The organism is Pseudomonas sp. ESBL9, from assembly GCF_036668715.1.
In the GTDB taxonomy this organism is placed as follows: Bacteria; Pseudomonadota; Gammaproteobacteria; order Pseudomonadales; family Pseudomonadaceae; genus Aquipseudomonas; species Aquipseudomonas lundensis.
Map to the genome: position 1 here is coordinate 473,628 of NZ_JAZEVV010000003.1, position 12,633 is coordinate 486,260.

8 protein-coding genes are annotated in these 12,633 nt (G+C 58.2%); 5 read left to right on the forward strand and 3 right to left on the reverse strand.

Annotation, left to right across the window (positions count from 1 at the left end; translation table 11 throughout):
* Positions 1-55 precede the first annotated feature (55 nt).
* The gene (locus V6F78_RS11755; RefSeq protein ID WP_047291692.1) at positions 56-346 is read left to right on the forward strand and encodes a PsiF family protein; all 291 of its coding nucleotides are present in this window, start codon (positions 56-58) and stop codon (positions 344-346) included.
* Between the two features lie 207 nt (positions 347-553).
* Positions 554-1,564 (forward strand): AI-2E family transporter, encoded by a 1,011-nt coding sequence (locus tag V6F78_RS11760; RefSeq protein WP_047273164.1) that lies wholly within the window; start codon positions 554-556, stop codon positions 1,562-1,564.
* Positions 1,565-1,618: 54 nt separating this feature from the next.
* Here V6F78_RS11760 and V6F78_RS11765 read toward each other — a convergent pair whose 3' ends face one another.
* Positions 1,619-2,884, reverse strand: coding sequence for an Hsp70 family protein (locus V6F78_RS11765; RefSeq protein WP_047291694.1), 1,266 nt, complete (start codon positions 2,882-2,884; stop codon positions 1,619-1,621).
* Between the two features lie 301 nt (positions 2,885-3,185).
* On the opposite strand from V6F78_RS11765, the gene cbpA reads away from it, so the two are divergent.
* A complete protein-coding gene (gene cbpA, locus V6F78_RS11770) occupies positions 3,186-4,097 on the forward strand; it encodes a curved DNA-binding protein (RefSeq protein WP_047273166.1) in 912 nt (303 codons plus the stop codon).
* Positions 4,098-4,099: 2 nt separating this feature from the next.
* Positions 4,100-4,417: a chaperone modulator CbpM gene (locus V6F78_RS11775; RefSeq protein ID WP_047282012.1), complete on the forward strand. Its 318-nt coding sequence runs from the start codon at positions 4,100-4,102 to the stop codon at positions 4,415-4,417.
* Positions 4,418-4,497: 80 nt separating this feature from the next.
* On the opposite strand, the gene V6F78_RS11780 is transcribed toward V6F78_RS11775, so the two are convergent.
* Positions 4,498-5,631: a sensor histidine kinase gene (locus tag V6F78_RS11780; RefSeq protein WP_169840183.1), complete on the reverse strand. Its 1,134-nt coding sequence runs from the start codon at positions 5,629-5,631 to the stop codon at positions 4,498-4,500.
* A 346-nt stretch (positions 5,632-5,977) separates the two neighbouring features.
* On the opposite strand from V6F78_RS11780, the gene V6F78_RS11785 reads away from it, so the two are divergent.
* Positions 5,978-10,813, forward strand: coding sequence for an NEL-type E3 ubiquitin ligase domain-containing protein (locus tag V6F78_RS11785; RefSeq protein ID WP_332727290.1), 4,836 nt, complete (start codon positions 5,978-5,980; stop codon positions 10,811-10,813).
* Between the two features lie 44 nt (positions 10,814-10,857).
* Here V6F78_RS11785 and ureC read toward each other — a convergent pair whose 3' ends face one another.
* Entirely contained in the window at positions 10,858-12,558 is a 1,701-nt protein-coding gene (gene ureC / locus V6F78_RS11790) for an urease subunit alpha (protein ID WP_070414960.1), read from the reverse strand.
* Between the last annotated feature and the right edge of the window lie 75 nt (positions 12,559-12,633).

Sequence of the window (12,633 nt, forward strand, 5' to 3'; positions counted from 1 at the left end):
GTCTACACTGCGATGAAGTCCGCCGCGTCCGCTGCGGCCACAAGGAGAAAACTCCATGAAGATGCTGCGTGTTCCTCTGCTGCTGATGGGTGTGTTGGTGTGCTCGCAAGGGTTTGCGGCCACGGCCCAACAAAACAAAATGACCGCGTGCAACGCCGAGGCCAGTACCAAAACCCTCAAAGGCGACGCGCGTAAAGCCTTTATGAGCAGTTGCCTCAAAGCCAAGCCTGCCGGTGCGATGACTCAGCAAGAAAAAATGAAAACCTGCAATGCCACGGCCACCACCCAGGCACTCAAGGGTGATGAGCGTAAAGCGTTCATGAGCGATTGCCTGAAGAAAAAGTAGTCACTTGTCGCCCCCGCGTTCTCACTGCCCCAGGCTGCGAAGCGTTGCGAGACACCGCGTTCATTCGAGCGCGGCGCTAACCGTTCGCAGCCTTGGCCAGGGCTGATCAGAGGGCCTGCCCCGTCCTCCGTCAGTCACATTATGTAGTGATCCCCGTCGAAGGCTGGCAGACTGCCCGTCCTTTTACCCTGCTTGTTTTGAGGCTGTATGCCATCGTTTTCTCAGCGTCACATCTTGCTGGCCAGCTACATCATTATTGCGGGCGGCTTGTTGCTGGTATTTCCTTTGCGCTTGTTGCCCAGCCTGTTGGCGGGTTTGCTGGTGTACGAGCTGGTCAACATGCTTACCCCGCAACTGCAACGCCTGATCGCCGGGCGCCGTGCGCGTTGGTTGGCGGTGATGTTACTGGGCACGTTGGTGGTCAGTGTGCTGGCGCTGATTTTTGCCGGTGCCATCAGCTTTTTGCTGCACGAGGCCGAGAACCCCGGCGCCTCTTTGAACAAATTCATGGCCGTGGTCGACAAGGCCCGTGGCCAGTTGCCGCCGTTTTTAGACAGCTACCTGCCCGCCAGTGCGGCGGAGTTTCGCGTCGCCATCGGGGCGTGGATGAACAAGCACTTGAGCGACCTGCAACTGGTGGGCAAAGACGCAGCGCACATGTTCGTGACCTTGCTGATCGGCATGGTACTGGGCGCCATCATCGCCTTGCAGCGCATCCCTGATGTGAGCCGCCGCAAACCCTTGTCTGCCGCGCTGTTCGAGCGCCTGCACCTGCTGGTTCAAGCGTTTCGCAACATCGTCTTCGCGCAGATCAAAATCGCATTGCTCAATACCGTGTTTACCGGGGTCTTCCTGGCCGTGGTGCTGCCGTTGTTCGGCGTTCACTTGCCGCTGACCAAAACCCTGATCGTGCTGACCTTCCTGCTGGGCCTGTTGCCAGTGATTGGCAACCTGATCTCCAACACGCTGATCACCATTGTTGGCCTGTCGCTGTCGATTTGGGTGGCGGTGGGGGCCTTGGCCTACCTGATCGTTATCCACAAGCTGGAATACTTTTTGAACGCCAAGATTGTGGGCGGGCAGATCAGTGCCAAGTCGTGGGAATTGCTGCTGGCGATGCTGGTGTTCGAAGCCGCGTTCGGCCTGCCGGGGGTGGTGGCCGGGCCGATTTATTACGCGTATTTGAAGAGTGAGTTGAAGCAGGTGGAGTTGGTCTGATCGCCGGTCTTCACCCAGCCCTCTCCTTGCGGGAGAGGGTGGGGTGAGGGGCTATCAGCCGTAACGCTTTTTGGCTTCAATCGCCAGACCGCTGCCGATGCTGCCGAAGATGTTGCCTTCAACATGACGCGCATTGGGCAGCATGGCCGAAACGCTCTGGCGCAATGCCGGAATACCGCTCGAACCGCCCGTGAAGAACACCGTGTCCACCTGCTCCACAGCCACGCCGGCATTGCCCAGCAGTTGGGTCACGCTGTTGCGGATGCGTTCGAGCTGGTTGTCGATCGAGGCTTCGAACAGCGCGCGGCTCAGGTCAACGTTGAGCCCGGCTTCGATACGGTCCAGCGGCACGTGGCGACTGTCGTTGCGGGTCAGTTCGATTTTGGTTTCTTCGATTTCCATTGCCAGCCAGTGCCCGGCGCGCTGTTCGATCAACTTGAACAGGCGGTCGATGCCGCCGGTGTCTTCGATGTCGTAGCGCATGCTGCCCAACGCCAGTTGGGATTTTTGCGAGTACACCGAGTTGATGGTGTGCCAGGTCGCCAGGTTCATGTGGTGGCTGGTGGGCATGTACGCACCGCTCTTCATGCGGCTGCCGTAGCCGAACAGCGGCATCACGCCTTGCAGGCTCAATTGTTTGTCGAAGTCGGTCCCGCCCACGTGCACACCGCCGGTGGCCAGAATGTCGTCCTGGCGGTTGTCCATGCCGCGCCGCTCGGGTGACAGGCGCACCAGCGAGAAGTCGGAGGTACCGCCGCCGATGTCGACAATCAGCACCAGCTCTTCGCGCTCGATGGTCGACTCGTAGTCGAAAGCGGCGGCGATGGGTTCGTACTGGAAGGACACGTCCTTGAAGCCAATGGCACGGGCCACGTCGGTCAGGGTGTTTTCGGCTTCCTGGTCGGCCAGCGGGTCGTCATCGACGAAGTACACCGGGCGGCCGAGTACCACTTCTTCAAATTCACGACCGGCGGTGGCTTCAGCGCGTTTTTTCAGTTGGCCGATAAACAGCCCCAGCAGGTCTTTGAACGGCATGGCCGTGCCCAGAACACTGGTGTCGTGCTTGATCAGCTTGGAACCCAGCAGACTTTTGAGCGAGCGCATCAGGCGGCCTTCATAGCCTTCCAGGTACTCATGCAGCGCCAGACGGCCATACACCGGGCGGCGTTCTTCAATATTGAAGAACACCACCGAGGGCAGGGTGATTTTGTCGTCCTCCAGCGCAATGAGGGTTTCCACGCCTGGACGCAGCCAGCCGACGGTGGAGTTTGACGTGCCGAAGTCGATGCCGCAGGCACGTGCCGGAGAGGCGTTTTTCATGTCTGTCGTGTTCCGGTTAAAAAACGGCCGCGCAGTGTATGTCAGACGCTCACAGAATCGAAGTACGACTATTCGTTAATTCGCAGGTTTTAATCCCCTTGAAAGACTATCCTTCACCCCCAAACTTCCAGACATTGGCTTGGTGGTTGTAAGGCAATTGAGTGAAGCCCGTAGGCTGCCGATAAACTTTTGCAGCGCCGTAGCGTCGGAAGATTGAGATCGGTCAATCGACAGACTGGCTAACCCAAGCATTGTGGGTGGTCTGAGTGGCGCGATATTGATAACGGATGGTGATCCTTACATGGACTTCAAAGACTATTACAAGATTCTGGGTGTAGAACCCACGGCTGACGATAAGGCGATCAAGACCGCTTATCGCAAGCTGGCGCGCAAATATCACCCGGATGTCAGCAAAGAAAAGGACGCCGAGAGCAAATTCAAGGACGTGAACGAAGCGTATGAAGCGCTGAAAAGCGCCGATAAACGCGCCGAGTACGATGAAATTCGCAAGTACGGTCAGCACGGCCAGCCGTTCCAGGGGCCACCGGGCTGGCAAGGCCGTTCCAGTGGCGGCTTCGAAGATGCAGGCGATTTTTCGGACTTTTTCAGCTCGATCTTCGGTTCGCGCGGTAATGGCTTTGGTGGTCAATCAAGCCGCAGCGCGGGTCGTCGCGGGCAGGATGTTGAAATGGAATTACCGATTTTTCTGGAAGAAACCCTGTCGGGCGAGTCCAAGCAGATCAGCTTTCAGGTGGGCGGCACCAGCAAGACCCTGAACGTGAAGATCCCGGCCGGTGTGACCGACGGCGAACGCATTCGCCTCAAAGGCCAGGGTGGCCCGGGCATGGGCGGCGGGGCCAATGGTGATCTATACCTGATCATTCGGTTTGCACCGCATCCGAAGTTCGACGTGGAAGGCCACGATTTGGTGATTACGGTGCCTTTGGCGCCGTGGGAAGCCGCATTGGGGACCAAGGTCGCCGTGCCGACGCTGACCAGCAAGATCAACCTGACCATTCGTCCGGACAGCCAGAGCGGCCAGCGTTTGCGCATCAAGGGCCATGGTTTGATGGACAAGAAAGGTCAGCGCGGCGATTTGTATGCCCAATTGAAAGTGGTCATGCCCAAACACACTGACGAGGCGAGCAAAACCTTGTGGCAAGAGCTGGCTGACAAAGCAGCCTTTGATCCGAGAGCCCAATGGAGTAATTGATCATGAGCAGCACCCTGATCGTTCAGCTGGACATGGAAAGGTTCTGCGAGGAGGCCAATTTACCGGCCACTTACGTGATAGAGATCGTCGAACACGGAATTATCGAACCTCAGGGCCACGCACCGGAGGCGTGGCGTTTTGAAGACTATGAACTGGTCATCGCAAAGCGTGCAGCCAAGCTGCATCAAGACCTGGAGCTGGAATGGGAAGGCGTCGCCCTGGCGCTGGACTTGCTCGAAGAGGTGCAGCACCTGCGGTCTGAAAACCGCCGCCTGAAGCAGCAACTGGGGCGGTTTGTGGGCAGCAACCCCAACGCCTGACCGGCTTAAGGGGCAGCCTTGTACCTTGACAACGACTGCACAGGGTTAATGCCCTGACGTGCGGTCGCTGGCGCGCGGTATCAGGCTTTTTTCGGTAACACCACGGTAAAGGTGGTGCCTTCGGCGGCGGTTGAAGTGACTTCAATCGTGCCGCCGTGGGCATTGACCGACTCTTTGACGATGTACAGGCCAAGACCGAGGCTGGTGGATGTGCCCGGCAGGCTGACGTCTTCACTCGGGCTGCGCACCAGCGGGTCAAACAGGGTTGCCAGCGAGCCTTCATCAATGGGCGTGCCACGGTTGTGTACCGAAAGCAGAACCTGCTCGGCGCCACCGGTCAGTGTCACGGTCACCACGCGGCTGTGGCTGCCATGTTGCAGCGCATTGCCAATCAGGTTTTGCAGCAACTGATTGATCAGGCCGCGATCCCACTCACCTTGCACAGGGCCATCAATGGTTAACACCGGCTCGCAGTCCGGTTGCCCGGCGCAGGCTTCGGCCAATGCCGCGCGGCAGGCTTCGCCCAGGTCCAGGGACACCGGTTCGATCGGCAACTGGCTGCCCAGACGGCTGCGCACAAATGCCAGCAGATCGCTGACCATCGAACCCATGTGCCGCGCACCGTTCTTGATGGCGTTCACATAGTTCAGGGCATCGGCGTCGAGCTTGGCTTTACGCTCCAGCATCTCGGTGGACATGCTCACCGCTTGCAGGGGCGCGCGCAGGTCGTGCCCCAGAATGGCCAGAAAGATGTCGCGCGAGCGATTCACCTGATCGGCGTAGGCCGCGGTGGATTCGGCCAGCGCTTCATCTATGGCTTCATTGAAGCGGATCATGTCCTGAAAGTGCCCGTGCTCCGGGAATGGCAGGCTGTCGACCCACAGGCGGATGACACACGCGCGCAGGTGCCGGAATTCGGACGTCATCTGGACCAGATCGAAACCGACCGTATGGCGCAGCTCGCCATGGCTGGCGGCGGCCTCGTCCAGGCTTGGGGTTTTATCCGGGCCTTCGCCTTCAGCCTTGGCCTGTTGCTCGCTGGCCGTCTGGGCGGTGGTCATGTCACGCGAGGCCGCCAGCAAAATGGCCTTGGCATGGTCGCGCAGGGCCACGCTGTCCATGTGTTCGGCCGCAGGCGTAATGGTTTCTGCAAAGCGCTCCCACTCATCGACGATGCGATCAGCGTTTTGCACGATGAATTCGGATAGGCGCATGCCCAAATACCCTTGCTGTAAGAGCGGTAGTCAAAAAAGGTGACGCATATTAGCGCATGCGCGAGTATCGCCCTCAACTCAATATGCCGTACATCGTAATCCCCCAAGATCGCGAATCTCGCCGATAAGCTGCAGGTCAGTGCGTGCTTGCGGCCACCGGCCGTGCCTAGTGGGCGGATGGGCCTGCGGGGTAGATGAAAAGAACAATCGGCAGGGGCTATATATCGCTGCTCTTTATACAAAAGCTCGCTCGTTCAGGTTCGATTTAACGCAACGTTTTGCGTTATTTAAAGGACGGCAATCGGGTTTAGATGTGGGAGGACTGACACAGAGAAAAGAGTTTTATATGAATAAAGAGCCTTCCGCGCCTGACACCTTTCATCCTCAGGCCTTGCTGCACATGGATGAAACTTCCGAAGCCGTCAAACAAAACATGCCGCTCTGGCTGTTACAGGCTGATGACGATACCCGACAAAAAGTCATTCAGGCGTTCATCACGACGCATGCCCTCGAACAGCAACTCGCCGCGCATCTTTCTCACGTGGTTGCCCCTACCGACTTTGCCAAGCGCTTGCTGAACCCGGCGCTTTCAGCCAGATGGGGGCGAGAGGTGGACAGCGAGCGCAATATATTTGTCAATGTGCAGCGCTTTTCCTTTAACCCGTTGGGAGATGCGATCAGAGAGCCGCTGGATATTGTCTTGCCCACAAAATGGCGACCGATTACCTCCATGACGCATTTGACGTTATTGGAAGCGGCCATGCAGAACTTCTCACGGGAAGAAGTTGAGCAGGACTTTAACGGCGTAGCCTTTATTCTGGAACACAGTGGGAGTGCCAAGCGCACAGGGTTAAATCCACAGCACTTTGCTCAGTTATGCCGAACATTAAATGTGGGCGGCCAGTATCAAACGTACTTGAAAACTCTTTTTTATCCTTATGAACGCATCGACCGTTTTCAAACGGACCTTTCCGGATACGGTATTTATTCGGACTTTATAACCCATGCAAAAAACCAACTTGAATTACTCAGTCATCAGGCCTGTTTGACGCATGCGATTGGCGTAACGGCCTACCAGATGCTCTTGCAGTGGGTCAGGGGGGAGCCGCAGCCGCGTTGGGGCAGGCGCACGGTGCGGGTGTCTCACATGAAGATGCTCAGCGTTAAACATGACGGGGTGGGGCAAGCCGGGTGCCCGTTACACGGGGTCCTGGTGTTCATGGCCACGCCCGAGAACGCGGACAATCCACTGCCTTGCCTTGTGTATACCCCGCACGATCAGGAACGCCCCTTGTATGAATACGCGTCGCTGCAACGTTTCAATGACCTTTACGCCGTGCGCTTACGTGAAGAGGGGGCTAAAGCGGCATTGATAAAAACCGTGAAACAGCGTTATCAAACGGAATTTACCAAACAACTTGATCATGCACTGCGCGTCAAAGGTAAAACGACGTCGCTGGTATCAGTAGAGTCTTGGCGGCCTCGTCCTGATTTACAGATTCAGTTGTCGGACTCGGGTCACACGCCGTTTGTGACGCTCTATACACAATTTATTGACTCTGTTTTGAGCAATGCGCGCTTTGTGATGGTGCCAACCCAAGAACAGGACACCTCCCTCCTCACCCCGTTGACTGCCTTGTTTGAAGCCGCCCTGCCTTTTTTGAATCTGGCGGCTTTTTTTGTGCCCCTCGTTGGTGAGCTTTTGCTGTTTTCCACCGGCGTGCAGTTACTGTCACAGATTTATGTCGGGGTCGAGGATTGGTCCCATGGCGAGGTGAAGCAGGCGTTCGCGCACTTTGAGTCTGTGGCGCAAAACCTGATCGTCTTGCTCGTAGGGGCCCGTGCGACCATCGCGTGGTCTTCCTTCAACCCTGAAATTGCCTACCCCTCGTTGATCGAAACCCTTCGCCGGGTGAATACCGCGGCAGATGAAACACGTTTGATGAAAGTCGATCTCGCGCCGTTTATCAGCGACGTTCAGTTGCCCGAGCATCTTCAGCCGGACAACGACGGGATTTACCACACCCAAGACCGCGCGTTCGTCCACATCAAAGGCCAGCCGTACGAGATTAAACATGACGAGGCCAGTCAGCACTGGCGCGTGCAGCATCCCAAGCGTCAGGGCGCCTACGCTCCGGTTGTTGAACACAATGCCCATGGGAGCTGGTTTCTGGGCGTCGAGCGTGCCGGTGAATGGGACAAGGTGGAGTCGTTGCACCGGGCATCCCCTCATAAGTCGGCATTGAGTGAGTCAGAGGTGGAGCGCGTGCTGAATATCGTGGGTGCGCAAGAGGACGCCCTGCGCTGGAGCCATGCCAATCGTGAGCCGCCCCCGGCGCTGGTGCTCGATACCCTCAAACGCTGGAAGCTGGTCGATGACGTTGAGCGTCTGGTTGACCGGTTGCAGGCGTCTGAGTCGGTGCGATGGAGCGACAATCGCCACCTTGTGCGTTTGCTGGAGCGAATGCCCGGATGGCCAGAAGGCACCTGGGTCCAGATTGTGGGGGCTGACGGGCACATTATTTTGGATGTGGCGCTGGCAGGAGAATGGCGCACGCCCGTGCGCGTGAACATGACCGACGTGCAGCAGCGGGGTTTACTGACCGCGTTGACGGCGGCCATGGACGATGCCTTGGCTGCGTCATTTCTTGGGGCTGACGCAATCACCCCCCAACAGCGTGCAGACGCGTTGGTCAACAAGGTCGCTGCGTTCGCGATGACCCAAAAAAAGACCCTGTTCAGCGAGGCGTACACGGCAAGCGAAGTGTTTACCGACGGCCCTATGCAAACCCTTCATAGGCACAACCCTGCGCTGCCTGCCAGTGTTGTGAGCGAAGTGCTGCGACACGCCAGCGTCAGTGAGGTCCGCTCGTTGAACAGCCTCAAGAAGGTTCCGTTGCGACTGGCCCAAGAGTTGCGGCTCTATAGCCATGCCTTGAAAGTCACGCGTGCGCTGGAAGGGTGTTATCTCGATGTTGAAGACCCCGCCCCAAGCCTTCGATTGATCGGTGCGTTTTTTTTGAAAACGGCTCAGGGCAAACAGTATGTGAGTGCAGAGCAAGAACCTTTGCTGCGCAGCGCCCAAGACGGGACGCTTTTGAACAGCGCGCAAACCCTGCGCGCTCTGGCGCTTGTGAAAAGTGATCCGTTGCTGCGTGATCAATTGGTTGCCTATGCCCATGGCCACCTTGACGAAACCCGCCTTGCACTGGGGTTGCAGCCCATCAAGCCCTGGTTCAAATCGCCCATGCAACTGGCGCGTGGGCGCGTGGGGTATCCCTTGAGTGGCAGAGGCTCGCAAGCCGGGCGCAGTGCGTTTCAGATCCGTCGCGTAAAAAGCCTCTACCCGCAATACACGCACACCCAGTGCGAGGCATTCATTCGCGCACTGGAAAAACTCAAGGCCAATCCTGAGGCTGAGCTTGTACGCCGGGAACTGGAGTACGAAGCGCTGCAGGATGCTCTGCGCAGTTGGCTTGCCCAGCCGCTGCCGGAGTATTCCATGGCTGCCCGCCGAGACGTCTCGCCGCTCACCATCAAGCGGGCAGCGAGTCACGTTATCGGTCGGGCGTGGCGGCGCGAGACCCGGCTGGAAGATGACGTCGGCAACCTGCATGAGTACGTGGAGGATGCAGACCTGTCTGCGCAGGATCTGCCTGATGCACGGCGCTATGTGCTGGACCTCAGCGGCATGCCCGTCGGTGACTTGCCGACGCTGCCGGGCAGTTTTCGCCATATATCGGTGCTGATCATGGATGACATGGCGTTGAACGAAGTGCCTGAGGGTTTTCTGGAATGTTTCCCTGACCTGCGGTGGTTGTCGATGGAAAACAACCGCCTCACCACGTTGCCGCGGGCGCTGACGCAGATGAAAGGTTTGTTGAAGCTCAATCTTGCTCACAATGAAATAGCCCTGACTCCTGAAACTGTCGGCACGCTGGCGGGGCTGACGGCCCTCAGAGAGTTGAATCTGGGCAACAACCCTTTGGGCCAAACGCTGGAGGTCACTGGCATGCAGCGTTTACGCCATATTGACTTGCGGCATACCGGAACTACCCATTGGCCATCAGGCGTTGAGACATTGAATGACGTCGCTTATCTGGACTTGCGTGAAAACAACATCACTCAAATTCCCGATGCGGTTTTCAATGCCCAGGAGCGCCTGAATGCGGTGACCTATGTGCATGACAACCCGCTCACACCGGTCAGTGAGCAACGGCTGGATTCATACGCAGAGCGGACCGGGATTAACATGGGCTACGTCTCCGCGCGGGGGCACAGCTTTCTGACCGACCCGAGCAGCTATAGCTGGTTTTTGGGTGGGCCCGAGGCGTTGGCGGCCAAAAAACTGGAGATCTGGCAAAACCTGGAGCAGGACCCGCAGACCCAAGACTTACGACGGGTGCTCATGGGCCTGACAGCCACCCCGGCCTACGCCAATGAAAGCACGCGTGACTCATTGATCGAACGGGTTGGCACAATGCTACTGGCCTTGGGTGACGACACCGAGCTGCGAGAAAGCCTCATGCTCAGGGCCGGTCATGGTTCGACATGCGGGGATGGGCTGGCGTTGATTTTCAGTGACCTGGAAGTGCTCACCCTGGTGGCAAAGGCCAAGGAGCCGGTGGGAGAGGAAGAGTGCGAGCTTAAATTGCTGCGTTTGGCGCGCAGCTTGTATCGTCTGGATCAAGTTGAAGTGATCGCACGGCATTTGATGCAAGAGCGATATGCCCGTGGGCGCGATGAGCAACTTGGCGAGCTCAATGAACTGGACGAAGTGGAGTTCCGGCTGGCGTTTCGTATCGCGTTGGCGGGGCCGCTGGAGCTGCCGGCTCAACCGCAGGCGATGGAATACGAGCACTTGGCGGATGTGTCGCAAATGGTGATTGAGGGGGTGCGGTATCGGGTGCTGGCCAATGAACGCTCCACCCACAATTTGTTCGACTCAATTTGTGAGCGGGAATTTTGGGTGGATTTCTTGAAGAAAAAATATGCGCACCAGTTCGCGGCCATCCTGGAAAAGCATATGGCCCTCACCCACGAGGTTGAAGTCGGGGCGCATGCCTCCTCGGACGAGACTTATAAACAATCGCTGGAGAAGATCAGTGAAGATTACAAAGCCGCCTGTAAGGCATGGGTTCAGCGATTGACCCACTGGGAAATGACGGTGCATCCGTTTTAACCACGACCCTCACGCCAGCGTGTGCTTGTGTGAGGGCGTACCGGTCAAAACAGAAAGTAGCGCTGAGCCATCGGCAACACGTCGGCCGGTTCGCACCACAGCAACACGCCGTCCGCCTTGACCTGATAAGTCTGCGGGTCGACTTCAATGTTGGGCAGGTAGCCGTTGTGGATCAGGTCGGTTTTTTGCACGTCGCGGCAACCTTTGACCACAGCAATGTGCTTTTTCAAGCCCAGGGCCTCAGGCACGCCCGCGTCGGCGGCGGCCTGGCTGATAAAGGTCAGGCAGGTGGCATGGCGCGAGCCGCCGTAGCTGGCGAACATGGGCCGATAGTGAACCGGCTGTGGCGTCGGAATAGAAGCATTGGCGTCGCCCATCAGGCTCGACGCAATCGCGCCGCCTTTGAGAATCAGCGTCGGCTTGACCCCGAAAAACGCCGGGCGCCACAACACCAGGTCGGCCCATTTACCGACTTCTATTGATCCCACTTCATGGCTGATGCCGTGCGTAATAGCCGGGTTGATGGTGTATTTGGCGATGTAGCGTTTGGCGCGAAAGTTGTCGTTGCCAATCGCGTCTTCCGGCAACGGGCCGCGTTGTTGCTTCATCTTGTCGGCGGTCTGCCAGGTGCGGGTGATGACCTCGCCCACGCGGCCCATGGCCTGACTGTCGGAACTGATCATCGAGAATGCCCCGAGGTCATGCAAGATGTCTTCGGCGGCAATGGTCTCGCGGCGGATGCGGCTTTCCGCGAAGGCCACGTCCTCGGCGATGCTCGGGTCCAGGTGATGGCAGACCATCAGCATGTCGAGGTGTTCGTCGATGGTGTTGCGGGTGAAAGGCCGGGTCGGGTTGGTGGAGCTGGGCAGTACATGGGTCAGGCCGCAGGCCTTGATGATGTCCGGTGCGTGCCCGCCGCCCGCGCCTTCGGTGTGATAGGTGTGAATGGTGCGGCCCTTGAAGGCGGCGAGGGTGGTTTCGACAAAGCCGGACTCGTTCAAGGTGTCGCTGTGGATCGCCACTTGCACATCGTATTGGTCGGCCACATTCAGGCAGTTATCGATGGACGCAGGGGTGGTGCCCCAGTCTTCATGCAGCTTGAGGCCGATGGCGCCCGCTTCGACTTGCTCGATCAGCGGTTGCGGCAAACTCGCGTTGCCCTTGCCGGTAAACCCCATATTCATCGGGAACGCGTCAGCCGCTTGCAGCATGCGCGCCATGTGCCACGGGCCCGGGGTGCAGGTGGTGGCGTTGCTGCCGGTGGCCGGGCCGGTGCCGCCGCCGATCAGGGTGGTCACGCCGCTGTTGAGCGCTTCTTCGATCTGCTGCGGGCAGATGAAGTGAATGTGGGTGTCGATGCCGCCTGCGGTGAGGATCATGCCCTCGCCAGCAATCACTTCGGTGCTGGCGCCAATGGCGATGGTGACATCGGGCTGCACGTCCGGGTTGCCCGCCTTGCCGATGGCGTGGATCCGGCCGTTCTTCAGGCCCACGTCGGCTTTGACGATGCCCCAGTGGTCGATGATCAGCGCGTTGGTGATCACGGTGTCCGCCACTTCGGCCGCCAGCAACTGGCTTTGACCCATGCCGTCGCGGATCACCTTGCCGCCGCCGAACTTCACTTCTTCCCCGTAGGTGGTGAAATCCTGCTCGACCTCAATCCACAGCTCGGTGTCGGCCAGACGAACCTTGTCACCCACAGTCGGGCCGAACATGTCGGCATAGGCGTGGCGGGATATTTTCATGGTGGTTTCCTGAGCGTTAAGTCAAAACCCGTCGCTGCCCGAGGCTGCGACAGAGCGTTCACGTGAACATGTCGC

Excerpts from the sequence above, each read along its gene's own strand:
- cbpA (WP_047273166.1), top strand. The coding sequence starts at position 3,186 with ATGGACTTCAAAGACTATTACAAGATTCTGGGTGTAGAACCCACGGCT.
- V6F78_RS11780 (WP_169840183.1), bottom strand. The coding sequence starts at position 5,631 with ATGCGCCTATCCGAATTCATCGTGCAAAACGCTGATCGCATCGTCGAT.
- V6F78_RS11765 (WP_047291694.1), bottom strand. The coding sequence starts at position 2,884 with ATGAAAAACGCCTCTCCGGCACGTGCCTGCGGCATCGACTTCGGCACG.
- V6F78_RS11785 (WP_332727290.1), top strand. The coding sequence starts at position 5,978 with ATGAATAAAGAGCCTTCCGCGCCTGACACCTTTCATCCTCAGGCCTTG.
- ureC (WP_070414960.1), bottom strand. The coding sequence starts at position 12,558 with ATGAAAATATCCCGCCACGCCTATGCCGACATGTTCGGCCCGACTGTG.
- V6F78_RS11775 (WP_047282012.1), top strand. The coding sequence starts at position 4,100 with ATGAGCAGCACCCTGATCGTTCAGCTGGACATGGAAAGGTTCTGCGAG.
- V6F78_RS11760 (WP_047273164.1), top strand. The coding sequence starts at position 554 with ATGCCATCGTTTTCTCAGCGTCACATCTTGCTGGCCAGCTACATCATT.
- V6F78_RS11755 (WP_047291692.1), top strand. The coding sequence starts at position 56 with ATGAAGATGCTGCGTGTTCCTCTGCTGCTGATGGGTGTGTTGGTGTGC.